We start from the raw sequence: 14,225 nt of genomic DNA on the forward strand, positions 1-14,225 counted from the left end.
TGCCTTGCACTTTTGTTCGATTTATAGACTTCAATCACTATTTATACAAGGGTTTCAGTCTTAACCAGCAAGCCCTAAGTATCCTGACAGATGTGAGTACAAAAAGCTGCTTTATTGATGTGGGTGCAAATTGCTTGTATTTGATATGATTGAGCATTGACTAACACACTCATCTTACGGAGTGTGGGTGCTGGGAAGAGTTTTCTAACCCAATACCTAATGACCAATGCCCAATTCTTTTAATATGCCTCGGTTTCTCAAGTTAATTATAAATATAGTAGTCTTGAGTGCATTGTTACTCATATCTGTGCAAGATTGGCGACCAGTTCGCGGTGGTATCCCCTTCGGGATCAGTGGTATGGCTTTGATAAAGCAGCAAAGTAATAACCTAGATTTTCTGATTGTCCATGACAACAAAAAACCCAATCAAACCCGTTTAGCAATTATTAGTATTAAAGGAAAAAACCAACCTGAATATTTTCCTTTAAAGTGGCCAAGTAACATATATCTTGAGAATCACTGGTGAGAATCACTGGTTTATTTGCGATCGCCTAACAACTCCCGTAAGGAGTGTCAAGGTTTACAGCGCAATGGCATACCCGCCCACCGTAGGCGATCGCAATTTGGTATAAGCTGACCATTATCTGATTGATAACGGCCACTTAATTAATTACCCCTACACATTAAATCGGAACAACATTACATCCCCTTCTTGCACAACATATTCTTTTCCTTCACTGCGAACCAACCCTTTTTCCTTCGCAGCATTCATCGAACCAGTTGTTACCAAATCTTTATAAGCGACAGTTTCAGCGCGAATAAATCCCCGCTCAAAATCACTGTGAATTACACCAGCAGCTTGAGGTGCAGACATTCCGGCATTAATTGTCCAAGCGCGGGTTTCTTTGGGGCCGCAGGTAAAATATGTCCGCAAGCCTAGAAGTGAGTAAGTTGCCCGAATCAACGATTTCAAACCGCCTTCTTCCACACCTAAAGACGCAAGAAAATCAGCTTTATCTTCCTCTGGTAATTCCACTAATTCAGCTTCAACTTGAGCCGAAACTATCACAACTTGGGCATTTTCTGTTGCTGCGATTTGCCGCACTGTTTCCACAAAATGATTACCAGTTGCCAACTCATCCTCAGATACATTCGCGGCGTAGATAATCGGTTTATAAGTGAGCAAATCCAGCCCTTTAATAATTACTTCTTCTTCTTCATTCAAACTTACCTGACGCACCGATTTACCTTCATTTAAAGCCGCAGCTAATTTTTCTAAAACTGTGATTTCAAACTGTGCATCTTTGCTGGTACGAGCTTGTTTGCGAGTGCGGTCAATTCGCCGCTCAATTTGTGATAAATCTGATAAACCCAATTCTATATTAATGATTTCAATATCTCGTGCTGGATCAACAGAACCAGCAACGTGGATAATATCGTCATTCTCAAAACAACGCACCACATGGACAATGGCATCAACTTCTCGGATGTGGGACAGGAATTGATTTCCTAGTCCCTCACCCTGACTTGCACCTTTAACTAAACCGGCAATATCTACAAATTCCACCCGCGCCGGGATAGTTTGTACCGAACTGGCAATCTTAGCAAGAACATTTAACCGTTCATCCGGTACTGCGACAACGCCGACATTCGGTTCAATCGTGCAAAAAGGGAAGTTAGCTGCTTCTGCCTTGGCATTAGCAACTACAGCATTAAATAAAGTAGATTTTCCGACGTTGGGAAGTCCGACAATTCCGGCTCTTAGCATTTTGGATTTTAGATTTGAGATTTTGGATTACATTACCAAGTTAATCTAAACAGGTTCCGGTATGGTTTGGGGAATTGGCCCTGGAACTGTTTGAGGAATGGGAGCAGGTACTGGTTCTGGTACAGGCCCCGGTAAGGGTTGAGGAATCGCTGGCCCCGGTACAGGTTCGGGACTAGGTAGCGGATTCGGGCCAGGAGTAGGAATTTGTGGTTCAGGTATAGAAATCGCAGTAAAATTAATCATCGTAAATCTAAATTAAATTGTTCAACCTTCCCACGCTAGATGACAACCTCATCTGTTGACATCTCCCCAAATACCTATACCCACGAACACTTCCTTTAATATATTTAACCCTCTTCTCATCCTCTGCGTCCCTCAGCGCTTCCCTTTGCGCCCCTTTGCGTTTAAACTCTAATCCTCAAACTACTCCTCCTTAACCTTCTCCACCATCTCTGGCACTGGATCGTAACCACCTGGATGAAACGGATGACAACGCAAAATCCGCCGAGTTGCCATCCAGCTACCACGCAACACTCCAAATCGTTCAATAGCTTCAATAGCATACATCGAACAAGTGGGTTGAAAGCGACAAGTCGGGAGAAACAACGGCGAGATAAACATTCGGTAGCCCCGAATCAGCCAAATAAATAATAGTTTCATTGCAGTTACCTAAATCTTATAAATTAGTAACAGAGGTAAAATTTTTCATTTTGTTACATCTTTGTTGATTACATTTTCTGACTTAACCTCAATTCCGATTTTATGGCTGCAAATTGCGATTACTGCAATTTGGGTGTTACTCATCCTCGTAATTGCATGGGTGGTAAACCGCTTCGCCGACGAGCCAGAAATCGTGCGGAAGATAGTTCATATTGGCACTGGTAATGTAATTTTACTTGCTTGGTGGCTAGATATCCCCGCCAGTGTAGGGATTACAGCTTCCATTCTAGCGAGTGCAATCACCTTATTATCCTACCGATTGCCTATTCTTCCTGGTATTAATAGCGTTGGGCGGCAAAGTTTCGGGACATTTTTTTACTCTGTTAGTTTCGGTATTTTAGTTGCCAGCTTCTGGTACTTACAACAACCCCAGTACGCAGCACTAGGAATTTTGATCATGACTTGGGGAGATGGACTAGCAGCCTTAATTGGAAAACGCTTTGGTATACACAAATATAAAGTCTTTGGCACACAAAAAAGTTGGGAAGGCTCCCTAACTATGATGTTTGTTAGCTATTTCATCAGTATTTTTATTTTAGTTGGAACTCAAGGAAACAGTTGGCAAACTTGGGTAATATCACTCGCGGTTGCATTTATCGCTACAGTTTTAGAGGCTTTTTCTTTTTTGGGTATTGATAATTTGACAGTCCCTTTGGGTAGTGCAGCCCTTGCCTTCTTTTTAAGTCAGTTAGTCTATTTCTAATTGAGCAAACAAGAGATACTTGCCCAACACATTTCTCTAAATATCTAGTTCAAAGGATATGGGAGCAAAAACATAGATTTAATGGGCTGAGATAGCGATCGCACCCATCTTCAGCTAGCATCAAGTTCTGCAAGCCAATGGTGTCCAGGGTGACACACTGTTATTGCTTGCTTAAGATTCCATTGATGACTAATCCTCATAATTTTTTAATATAGGATATTGAGTCAATGCACTCTCCTACCCCAATCCATTAACCTATATGGCCCAAATCAGCAATTAGCAGAAAAAACTTTGTATGTTTATGAACTAAGGGGAACACGCTACTTTGAAACTTCAGAAACTTTGTTACAACAAGTTGGTTTAGGTATAACTCTATGGGAAGGTAAATTTGAAGATAGACAGGATATTTGGTTACGCTGGTGCTACCAAGATGGTACTGTTTTGCTAACTGGAGATGAACGCGCAGAACAGGAACGACAACGCGCCGAACAAGCTGAACAACGCACCCAAATTTTAGCAGAACGGCTACGAGCTATGGGCATCGATCCCGAAACTCTCTAGGACACTCATGTAAAAACGCGAAAATTTTGCGTCTTGATATAAACGAAAAATCTCACGAAGAATGAGCGCAATTTGTAAACTCATTTATCCTGTGCCAAACCTTATCTAATAAATCAGGATCATTCGCATCAAACCATTCAATTTTTGGGTATGCGCGAAACCAAGTGCGTTGTCGCTTGGCAAATTGTCGTGTATGCAAAATTGTTAATTCTTTCGCTTCATCTAAGGAAATATCCCCAGCCAAATATTGCTTGATTTCTTGATAGCCCAAAGTATTCAACAAAGACAAATCAGCGCCATATTTTTGACAAAGATATTCCACCTCCCCAACCAAACCATCTGCTATCATTTGGTCAGTACGCTGTTTAATCCGATTCTCCAACTTTTCAACATCGCAATCCAAACCAATTTGCAAAATCGGATAATTCGGTGGATTCTCCCCTTGTTGTTCGGAAATCGGGCATCCAGTAACATAATATACCTCTAATGCTCTTAGAGTTCGTACTGAATCATTAGCATGAATTTTTTGTGCTGCAACGGGGTCAACTTGTTGTAACATGGCGTAGAGTTGAAGCTGACCTAGAGATTCAAGTTGCGATCGCAATTCAATTTGTGGTGCAACTCTCGGAATTTTCATCCCTTGAACAATGGAACGGATATATAAACCAGTACCACCAACTAGCAAAAGTGGCGTAACATCAACAGAAGCAATTAACGGTTGTGTTTGTTCCTGGTAGTCTGCTACTGTCATCGTGTCTGTGGGATCGCAGATATCTATTAAATAGTGCGGCACTAATTTTTGTTCAGCCACAGTTGGTTTTGCCGTCCCAATATCAAACTTACGGTAAACTTGACGAGAATCGGCACTAATAATTACAGAACCCAACCGCATCGCCAAAGCCAAAGCCAAACTCGATTTACCCGTTGCCGTCGCCCCACAAATCACAATTAATTTAGTCATTAGTCATTAGTCATTAATTTTCTTCTCTTTCTCCCATGCCCAAGTTTGGCGTTATTGCACGGTAGTGCAACCCTAGTAGAAACTTCTCTTGAAAATGCCCTACAGACGCTAGCAAGGCTTTTGTGTTACAATTTTGGAGTGTTTTTGCTTTTATTTATTTTTAGGCGAGTTTAACCCCACGCATCAGGAGAGTTTACATGACGAGCAGTTACAGTGCCGATCAGATTCAAGTTCTGGAAGGTCTGGAAGCCGTCCGCAAACGACCAGGAATGTACATTGGTACCACCGGGCCGCGAGGACTCCACCATTTAGTTTACGAGGTGGTGGACAATTCAATCGATGAGGCTTTGGCGGGTCATTGCACTCATATAGAGGTGGATATCAACGCTGATGGTTCCGTAACTGTAACAGATGATGGTCGCGGTATTCCCGTCGATACTCACTCGCGCACCGGGAAATCGGCTTTGGAAACCGTGATGACGGTACTACACGCTGGTGGTAAGTTTGGCGGCGGTGGCTACAAGGTTTCTGGAGGATTGCACGGGGTTGGTATTTCTGTTGTTAATGCCCTATCTGAAGTTGTAGAAGTTACAGTTTGGCGAGATAAAAAGGTTTATCTCCAACGCTATGAACGCGGTATCCCAGTTAGTGAACTGCAAGCAAAGCCTTACAAGGAAGCTAGAACTGGAACTTCTGTCACCTTCAAGCCAGATACTCAAATCTTTACAACTAGCATTGAGTTTGATTACATCACTTTATCGGGTCGCCTACGGGAATTGGCGTATTTGAATGCAGGTGTCAAAATTACCTTTACTGACCATCGTCTAGAACTACTAAAAAGCGATACACCGAAGGTAGAATCCTACAATTACAAGGGTGGGATCAAAGAGTACATTGCTTACATGAACCGTGAAAAGCAACCCCTGCATGAAGAAATTATCTATGTACAGGGAGAACGCAACAATGTACAAGTGGAAGTTTCTTTGCAATGGTGTACTGATGCTTATACGGATAATGTGTTAGGTTTTGCTAACAATATTCGCACGGTAGATGGTGGTACGCACTTAGAAGGGTTGAAGGCAGTTCTGACTCGGACATTAAATGCGATCGCCCGCAAGCGCAATAAAATTAAAGAGAATGAACCTAACCTCAGTGGCGAACACGTCCGTGAAGGTTTGACTGCGGTAATTTCCGTTAAAGTCCCCGATCCAGAATTTGAAGGACAAACCAAAACCAAACTCGGTAACACCGAAGTGCGGGGGATTGTCGATTCTTTGGTAGGAGAAGTCCTCACCGAGTATCTAGAATTTCACCCGGCGATCGCAGATTCAATTTTAGATAAAGCTATCCAAGCTTTCAAAGCCGCAGAAGCAGCACGTCATGCACGCGAATTAGTTCGACGCAAATCTGTACTAGAATCTTCGCCATTACCTGGTAAATTGGCAGATTGTAGTTCTCGTGACCCTAGCGAATCTGAGATATTCATCGTGGAAGGTGACTCAGCAGGTGGGAGTGCCAAACAAGGACGCGATCGCCGCACTCAAGCTATCTTGCCTCTACGTGGTAAAATTCTCAACATTGAAAAAACCGATGACGCTAAAATTTATAAAAATAACGAAGTTCAATCGTTAATTACAGCCCTTGGTTTAGGTGTCAAAGGTGATGAATTCGATTCCAACCAACTGCGTTATCACCGCATAGTAATTATGACGGATGCTGACGTAGACGGAGCGCACATCCGTACTTTGTTGTTAACATTCTTCTATCGATATCAACGAGCGCTCATCGAACAAGGCTTTATTTATATTGCTTGTCCCCCACTGTTTAAAGTAGAACGGGGACGTAATCATGAGTATTGCTATAGCGATCGCGAAAAGAATCAAGCGATCGCCAAATTCCCTGCTAACGCCAACTACACCATCCAACGCTTCAAAGGTTTGGGTGAAATGATGCCACAACAACTCTGGGATACCACCATGAACCCAGAAACCCGCAAAATGAAGCAAGTCGAAATTGAGGATGCAGCCGAAGCCGATCGCATCTTTACAATCTTAATGGGCGATCGCGTCGCACCCAGACGAGAATTTATCGAAACCTATGGTTCTAAACTCAACTTCACCGATTTAGATATTTAATATCAATTCCCTAGCACTACTCTAATAATTTGTGACATTGGTAATGAGTGATACGTTTTCACCCATTACCTTTTTTATATCCTAGGTTTCTATAAAAACACTTCTTTTGGATGATGACAAAGCAATACTTCATAAATGTTTTATACAACTGCGCCTCTGCGGTAGCCTCCGGCAAGCCCTACGGGTGAAGCTCGTACCTTGCGCTACATTAACGCCAGTTCCTTTATGCCGGGGAACCTGTCCACCGGAATGGCTCACCGCTTTGCGTCTATGTTATTCCGTAACTCTTGCGTAAATTTGAAATTTTTGAAGAACCATATAATTTGCTTATTGTCAATATCTGACGAAAATTCAATCTTTTAGTGTTAGCAAAACTACCAACTTTATTGGAAAGCTAGTTAGCACAATACTTTTTGCACTGACTAGCTAATTAATTTTGTCCACCAACTAGAAACACATTTGTTATGCTTTAAGAAAATCACCGAATATTATCTATCAAACAGCAATTAATAAGTATTTTGAGGATTTCTCATCATAAGATGACAGGAAGTTACCGAAATATAAGTATTGAAATTTACAATTAAGTTACGCAATCCAGCTTTGTAACTAAAATCATCAGGTAATTTTCTGGGTTCTCTCAGCTTGAGATAATGCTACTGGAAGCACACACCATCTGGCTGAAAACTTGTTAATATCTTCATGTACTGCCGTAGCGATCGCGATTGTATCGTATGTATCTAATGAAGTTTTGCCAGAAATAGGACTATACTGGCAAATTCACAGGACAAATTGTTTTTGAATTGATTAAAATATCCTTGTATACAATAAGAAGAGTTTGTCAAGTTTCATAGGGCTGAAATCGCCACAGTGCGCTAACGTGTGAATAAGGCCGAATTAGTTAAACCTAAATTGATCTGCCATCAGGTCGATATGCTACAGCCTCAACTCCTCAGTTAAGGTAATTAGTAAGCAGAAGGTTAACTCCTCTAAGGCAAGCACCGCTACCCTGGTTGTATTTACCCAATCGAAAGACTAGCTTTAATCTCAGGAATGCGTAATTTATGAAGGAAATGTAAAAATGGCTAGATTAATACTTGTCGTCTGAGTTAACATACAATGCACTCTTCCTAAGTAATTAATGTTGTGTAAAATACATGAAATCGAGCAGGAGCAAGCGTACTTACTTTGTAATGTAATAAGAACGTCACTGCAATTCCGAAAAGTGGAGAAAAATTTCAGGGTATAACTCTTGTTTTTAATGTCTTTTTGGTAATAGTGGCTAATAATTACTCTGGGAGTTCATGATTAATACACAAAAAGAGTGCAATTTCTGTGAAACAGGCTACAATCGGAAGAGTCTTTATAAGAAAATCTGCCAGCAGTCTGAACTCATTAGTATAGAGTGGCAAATTTTTTCAGAAAGACGAGTATTTTTTTTGACCAGTTAGTTGAAAGCAATATGTGATAGCAACACATATAACATTTACTAGGGTGAGCAAATCACTTTTAAAAATGGCTTAAACTAAAGTAAAAAAACCTCCTACCGGAGGTGCAAAATATCCGAAAATATTTCTGGCAAATCTGCCAAAAAACTTATTTTCGGTTGACAATTGGCTCGTTTAAAAGAGCAGTAAACACATCTTGAGTAATTGATTCTGCAAGGAGCATGAGGAACGCGGCATGAACCAGGCTAACAACGTACTCGAAAGCATATATCAGCCTGACCTAGAAATAATGAATCAGCCTGAGCTCGAGTTAGAAGAACTCTTAATAGATGATGAAGAGGACTTGCTTATCATCGATGAAGGTGACGATGAATTTTTAGAGCCTCAGACTGATGAGGACGACGCAAAGTCTGGAAAAGCCGCTAAATCGCGTCGTCGGACACAAAGCAAGAAAAAGCATTACACAGAAGATTCCATTCGGCTTTACTTGCAAGAAATTGGTAGAATTCGGCTGTTGCGGGCAGACGAAGAAATCGAATTGGCGCGGAAAATCGCCGATTTACTGGAATTAGAGAGAGTGCGGGAAAGACTCTCAGAACAGTTGGATCGCGATCCTCGAGATAGTGAATGGGCAGAAGCAGTACAACTGCCACTACCAGCCTTTCGTTATCGCCTCCATGTTGGTCGCAGGGCGAAAGACAAGATGGTGCAATCTAACCTCCGTCTTGTAGTTTCAATTGCTAAGAAGTACATGAATCGTGGTTTGTCGTTCCAAGACTTAATTCAGGAAGGCAGTCTCGGTTTGATTCGTGCCGCTGAAAAGTTTGACCACGAAAAAGGTTACAAGTTTTCCACTTATGCTACATGGTGGATTCGTCAAGCAATTACCCGCGCGATCGCAGACCAATCCCGCACAATTCGCCTTCCAGTTCACCTTTACGAAACCATCTCTCGGATTAAGAAAACTACCAAGTTACTATCTCAAGAAATGGGTCGCAAACCAACCGAGGAAGAAATCGCTACTCGGATGGAAATGACCATTGAGAAGTTGCGGTTTATTGCTAAATCTGCCCAGTTGCCTATTTCACTAGAAACGCCTATTGGTAAAGAAGAAGATTCTCGGTTAGGCGATTTTATTGAATCTGATGGTGAAACACCAGAAGACCAAGTTTCCAAAAATCTTCTGCGCGAAGACCTTGAAAAAGTCCTCGACAGCCTCAGCCCCCGCGAACGCGATGTCCTCAGACTACGTTACGGCTTGGATGATGGTCGGATGAAAACCCTTGAGGAAATCGGCCAGATTTTCAACGTTACCCGCGAACGGATTCGTCAAATTGAAGCGAAGGCACTTCGTAAGTTACGCCACCCAAATCGTAACAGCGTTCTCAAAGAGTATATTCGGTAGTCAATTAGTCATTAGTCATTGGTCATTAGTAAATAAACAAATGACAAATGACAACTGACAAATGACAAAACAATAAAAAACCTGGTAGTGAATTAGCACTCCAGGTTTTTTTATTTATAGGTCATCTTTAGATATTAAAACTTATAGGATGCCCCAAAAATGTAGGAAGCCTTGACCAGAAAAAAGCTCAACCAAAACGGCTGCTGAAAAGCCAATCATTGCCAAGCGACCGTTCCAAATTTCTGCTTGTGGGGTAAAGCCCCAGCGCCAAGCGTTGCGATCTTCGATTACGGGAGTAGTTACTTTTGTTGTGCTTGCATTTGTCATGGTTCGGACTCCAAACTTAATTCTTAAGCTTTATTGCCTTATGTAAACTAATATAACAAATATTTTTAGAAAAGCAACATATTTTATACTTTTGTTTCCATAGCTTGACATAAATAGAAATAGCTATTTATACAGATTAAAACATCAGCCTTCAGTAAGATTTGCTGAGGTAAAAAAATGTTATCTAGATTTTAGCCTTATCAACAATAATATATTATTGAGATTAATTATCAAGTATTTTATGTGTATTGCTTGATTTAAATCGACTTTATTATTTTGAATCAAAAAATATTAAGAATTTAGGTCAGTACCAGACAATTTCCATTTCTTTTGAAGTCAAGATAAAATCAAGCTTCTCGTAGATACGTTTACCATCCTCAGTAGCATGAAGCCAGAGGCGTTTTGCCTTAGTTGCTCTCATAAAGCTGATAATTTCCTTTAACAATGCTGTAGCAATTCCCTGTCCTCGCCACATCGGAATTGTATACACGTTCATAATGTAGGCTTCTAAGCCTGAGAGATTGCCGTTGTAAGGGGGCCGTTGAAAAAATACTAAGCTGCTAGTGGCAACAATTTGACTATCCACTTCAGCTACCCAAGCTAAAAACTCACCTGACGGCATTTTTTCGCCAAGATATTTTCGAGTTGCTTCTGCTAGGTTTGCAGTGTCAGAGTCACCTTTAATTTCGCCAACCTCCCGCAGGAGTTCGAGGCGCAGTTGGATTGCGCCTCTAAATCCTGCAAGTTGGCTTGTCGCAAGTTGAATATCATTCTGATTTACGATCGCACTTCAGCCACAGTGATGATTTTTTCATCGCGGTTGAGTTTGATGATACTTTCACCTTTGACATCCCTGCCTAAAATCGGCACTGTTTCCACAGGTATCCGCACTACCCGTTCCTTATTGGTGACTAAAGCTACCTCGCCAGATGCGATTGCTATGACCATACCAGCTAAATTATCAGTTTTGCTAGCAAATTTTAGTGCTTGCGTCCCCAAATCACCGCGATTGGCCGCTCTTAACTGACTCGCAGCCATGCGCTTGGCATATCCTTCTTGAGTAACTAGCAGCAGATGATCATCTTTACCGACAGTCACACAGCCAACCATTTGCTGATTTTTCAATAACCGAAATGCTTGTAAACCCATTGCTGTGCGACCCATAATCGGTAATTGTTCATCATTGGTTGCGAAGCGCAATACTCGTCCACCGGAACTAGCTAAAATCAGATGTTCCCCTGGTTTTGTGAACTGGGTAAATGACAATTCATCATCGTCTTTGAGCTTTAAAATCGTGATTCCGCGCCGCGTCAAGTTTGTAAATTCTCCCAGAGACAGACGCTTAATTCGTCCCTGTTTTGTTAAAAGAATCATCTGCTGAGTTTCGAGATTGTCCGGCAGCAAAAAGCGGCTGACTACAGCTTCTTGAGCGCCTTGAGCAGTATTACTGAGCATAGTAATCAAAGGTTTTCCCCGTGGAGAACGCCCAGTAGTTGGAGGAATTTCCCCTACATTCACAGGATAGACTTTGCCGCCACCGGTTAGTATTAGCAGGTCTTTTTGGGTGTCAGTCAACACAGTTTGGATAATAAAGTCATTATCGTGCAAACCATTTTCAGCTTTTGACTTTCTCCCAGATGGTTGGGTGCGGCGGACATAACCCCGTTGGGTGAATTCTAAAATTGCTTCTTCTGCCGGTTCAGAAGATTTAAGTTCCTCCTCCTCGGATCTAGACTTCTGCTCCTCTGCCCTGGACTTTTGCTCCTCTCCAATTTTTGTTCGCCGGGGATCGCTGTACTTACGCTTGAGCGATCGCAATTCTTTTTTTAGCGCCTTGAGTAATTCGCGGCGATCGTTGAGTAATTGTTCTAGCGAACTAATTTGTTCGCTAACTTGCTCAAATTCTTGCTGCAAATTTTGCTGTTCTAAACTGGTGAGGCGGCGCAACGGCATAGCCAAAATTGCATCTCCTTGCACCTCACTCAAATCTAGTTGGCTACAAAGATTTATTTTTGCCGTACTCCCATCGGGAGCTTGCCGTAAAATTTCAATTACCCGATCCAAATTAGATAGGGCTTTGAGTAAACCTTCCACCAAATGCACGCGACTTTGGGCTTTACCCAACTCGTAATTGTAGCGACGGTTCAGCGTCTCTTCTCGGAAACTCAAAAACTCTTGCAACAGTTGACGCAAACTTAATTGGCGCGGTTGTCCATCTACTATTGCTAGGAGAATTGCCCCAAACGTCATTTGCAAAGCAGTTTGGTGATATAAATGCTGGAGAACTTCTTGAGGATTGGTATCGCGTTTGAGTTCAATTACTACTCGCATCCCTTCGCGATCGCTCTCATCCCGCAGATCAGAAATTCCTTGCAAGCGTCCTTGATTTACTAAGTCAGCTACCTTCTCAATCCAGGCTGCCTTATTCACTTGATATGGCAACTCTGTAATGATAATTGCCGTCCGTCGCTTGCTTCCCCTACTGGCTGGAATTTCTTCTAGAGTCGCAACTCCCCGCAGCAAAATTCCACCTTTACCTGTGGTGTATGCTTCCCGAATTCCAGTCTCACCAATTATTTCTCCGCCAGTGGGAAAATCTGGCCCTGGAATTAACTCAAATAACTTTTCATCTGGCAAATCTGGGTTGTCGATTAAGGCAATTAACCCATCCACAATTTCCCCCAAGTTGTGGGGTGGTACATTTGTCGCCATTCCCACGGCGATCCCAGAACAGCCATTGAGCAACAGAAACGGCAATTGAGCAGGTAACACCGTTGGTTCTTGCTGGGAATTATCGAAGTTCCCGACAAATTCCACCGTTTCTTCGCCGATTTCTGTCAGCATTCCCTCATGACTGATGGGTGCGAGGCGCGTTTCTGTGTAACGCATCGCTGCTGGCGGGTCATTATCGACACTACCAAAGTTACCGTGTCCTGCTAGCAAAGGATAGCGGCTAGAAAAATCCTGCACTAGCCTGACTAAGGCATCGTAAACTGATTGGTCGCCGTGGGGATGGTATTTACCCAACACATCACCCACTACACGGGCACATTTTCGATAGGGTCTATCTGGTACTAAACCGAGTTCGTGCATTGCATACAAAATGCGCCGATGCACTGGTTTTAAGCCATCACGCACGTCTGGTAGCGCTCGCCCGACAATCACGCTCATGGCATATTCGAGATAAGACCGTTGCATCTCGGTGTGCAGGGCTGTTGGAATTACCTGTCCCGTTGAGAGAAGGTTTAACTGTTTTGCCATGAGTTTTTTCCCTGAAATTTAACTACACAAAAGCCGGCAGAACTCAATATTGCAGCAACCACAGCATAACGGATGAAATGGTATTCCTAACAAAATATTGATAGTCATAAAAGAAAAAGCAGTAGTATCATCCTTGATGACAAGGAGTTACATACACTATTAAAAAGGAAACAGATAGCAGGTAACTGTTTTAATCGAATGATAATCTGCTGCACATTTCATTTGTATAGGCTTTATAGCCAGGATACCTGCCATGACTGCATTTTTTCATTTTTAATTTTGAATTGCTTAATCCCCTCACCTCTACCTCTATAACTAAAATTCTCATGAAAACTGTTTTAATTGTCGAAGACGATCTAATTAATGCTCGCGTTTTTTCCAAGATTTTGTCCAAGCGCGGCGGCTTGGGAGTAAAACATACTGAAAATGTCGAAGAAGTGATAAAAATTGCCCAATCAGGAGAAGCCGACCTGATTTTAATGGATGTTTCTCTGTCCAGAAGTGTTTACCAAGGGAAATCTGTTGATGGAATCAAGATTACACAGATGTTAAAATCCGATCCAAAAACAGCGAACTTACCTGTTATTTTGGTGACGGCACATGCTATGGAAGGCGATCGCGAGAATTTTCTCAAGCAAAGCGGCGCTGATGGCTACATTTCTAAGCCAGTTGTTGACCATCAACAGTTTGTTGACCAAATCCTCGCACTTCTACCCACAGACGGCCAATCATAATTGACGACTGATTTCAGGAATATTCGCCTGCAAAGGTTTTTGGGCGACTATTTCCTGTATTTAGTTAGTATAGATGTACTACGAAAAGGTACTATTAGGCAAGTGGTAAATTGGGAATTGGGAATTGGGAATTGGGAATTGGGAATGGGGAATTGGGCATTGAACATGAAGAAGAGACAAGGACTTGTTCAATAATTCCCCCTTG

12 protein-coding genes and 2 pseudogenes are annotated in these 14,225 nt (G+C 42.1%); 7 read left to right on the plus strand and 7 right to left on the minus strand.

What is annotated here, in order from left to right; genetic code table 11:
• Positions 1–244 precede the first annotated feature (244 nt).
• Positions 245–505, plus strand: a pseudogene (locus GNF10_RS28955) (hypothetical protein); the annotation flags it as partial.
• Positions 506–676: 171 nt separating this feature from the next.
• Here GNF10_RS28955 and ychF read toward each other — a convergent pair.
• The 3 genes from ychF to yidD all read right to left on the minus strand — a co-directional run bounded on the left by ychF (position 677) and on the right by yidD (position 2,428).
• Positions 677–1,768 carry a redox-regulated ATPase YchF gene (gene ychF / locus GNF10_RS28960; RefSeq protein WP_185581255.1) on the minus strand — a complete coding sequence of 364 codons (1,092 nt, stop codon included), beginning with the start codon at positions 1,766–1,768 and terminating at the stop codon, positions 677–679.
• A 45-nt stretch (positions 1,769–1,813) separates the two neighbouring features.
• Positions 1,814–2,011, minus strand: a complete 198-nt coding sequence (locus GNF10_RS28965) for a hypothetical protein (RefSeq protein WP_185581254.1) — start codon at positions 2,009–2,011, stop codon at positions 1,814–1,816.
• Positions 2,012–2,191: 180 nt separating this feature from the next.
• Positions 2,192–2,428 (minus strand): membrane protein insertion efficiency factor YidD, encoded by a 237-nt coding sequence (yidD, locus tag GNF10_RS28970; protein WP_163929227.1) that lies wholly within the window; start codon positions 2,426–2,428, stop codon positions 2,192–2,194.
• 61 nt (positions 2,429–2,489) lie between these two features.
• Here yidD and GNF10_RS28975 point away from each other — a divergent pair, with 61 nt between their 5' ends.
• Positions 2,490–3,191 (plus strand): diacylglycerol/polyprenol kinase family protein, encoded by a 702-nt coding sequence (locus GNF10_RS28975; protein WP_185581253.1) that lies wholly within the window; start codon positions 2,490–2,492, stop codon positions 3,189–3,191.
• 255 nt (positions 3,192–3,446) lie between these two features.
• Positions 3,447–3,752 (plus strand): annotated as a pseudogene (locus tag GNF10_RS28980) (Uma2 family endonuclease); the annotation flags it as partial.
• A 52-nt stretch (positions 3,753–3,804) separates the two neighbouring features.
• On the opposite strand, the gene miaA reads toward GNF10_RS28980, so the two are convergent.
• Positions 3,805–4,713: a tRNA (adenosine(37)-N6)-dimethylallyltransferase MiaA gene (miaA, locus tag GNF10_RS28985; RefSeq protein ID WP_185581252.1), complete on the minus strand. Its 909-nt coding sequence runs from the start codon at positions 4,711–4,713 to the stop codon at positions 3,805–3,807.
• Between the two features lie 197 nt (positions 4,714–4,910).
• Here miaA and gyrB point away from each other — a divergent pair, with 197 nt between their 5' ends.
• The 3 genes from gyrB to rpoD all read left to right on the plus strand — a co-directional run bounded on the left by gyrB (position 4,911) and on the right by rpoD (position 9,698).
• Positions 4,911–6,848: a DNA topoisomerase (ATP-hydrolyzing) subunit B gene (gene gyrB, locus GNF10_RS28990; protein WP_185581251.1), complete on the plus strand. Its 1,938-nt coding sequence runs from the start codon at positions 4,911–4,913 to the stop codon at positions 6,846–6,848.
• A 106-nt stretch (positions 6,849–6,954) separates the two neighbouring features.
• Positions 6,955–7,143, plus strand: coding sequence for a hypothetical protein (locus GNF10_RS28995; protein ID WP_185592328.1), 189 nt, complete (start codon positions 6,955–6,957; stop codon positions 7,141–7,143).
• A 1,385-nt stretch (positions 7,144–8,528) separates the two neighbouring features.
• A complete protein-coding gene (gene rpoD, locus GNF10_RS29000; protein WP_094346204.1) occupies positions 8,529–9,698 on the plus strand; it encodes an RNA polymerase sigma factor RpoD in 1,170 nt (389 codons plus the stop codon).
• A gap of 141 nt (positions 9,699–9,839) precedes the next feature.
• On the opposite strand, the gene GNF10_RS29005 is transcribed toward rpoD, so the two are convergent.
• The 3 genes from GNF10_RS29005 to gyrA form a co-directional block, all read right to left on the minus strand.
• The gene (locus GNF10_RS29005) at positions 9,840–10,025 is read right to left on the minus strand and encodes a chlorophyll a/b-binding protein (RefSeq protein ID WP_012412586.1); all 186 of its coding nucleotides are present in this window, start codon (positions 10,023–10,025) and stop codon (positions 9,840–9,842) included.
• 304 nt (positions 10,026–10,329) lie between these two features.
• The gene (locus GNF10_RS29010) at positions 10,330–10,809 is read right to left on the minus strand and encodes a GNAT family N-acetyltransferase (RefSeq protein ID WP_311774232.1); all 480 of its coding nucleotides are present in this window, start codon (positions 10,807–10,809) and stop codon (positions 10,330–10,332) included.
• On the minus strand, positions 10,803–13,286 hold the full coding sequence (gyrA, locus tag GNF10_RS29015) for a DNA gyrase subunit A (protein ID WP_185581249.1): 2,484 nt from the start codon (positions 13,284–13,286) through the stop codon (positions 10,803–10,805). The genes GNF10_RS29010 and gyrA overlap by 7 nt, the downstream gene beginning before the upstream one ends.
• 326 nt (positions 13,287–13,612) lie before the next feature.
• Between gyrA and GNF10_RS29020 the strand changes: the two genes are divergently transcribed.
• Positions 13,613–14,020 carry a response regulator gene (locus GNF10_RS29020; protein ID WP_012412589.1) on the plus strand — a complete coding sequence of 136 codons (408 nt, stop codon included), beginning with the start codon at positions 13,613–13,615 and terminating at the stop codon, positions 14,018–14,020.
• The last annotated feature ends 205 nt before the right edge of the window (positions 14,021–14,225 follow it).

The organism is Nostoc sp. UCD121 (genome assembly GCF_014222285.1).
GTDB lineage: Bacteria > Cyanobacteriota > Cyanobacteriia > Cyanobacteriales > Nostocaceae > Nostoc.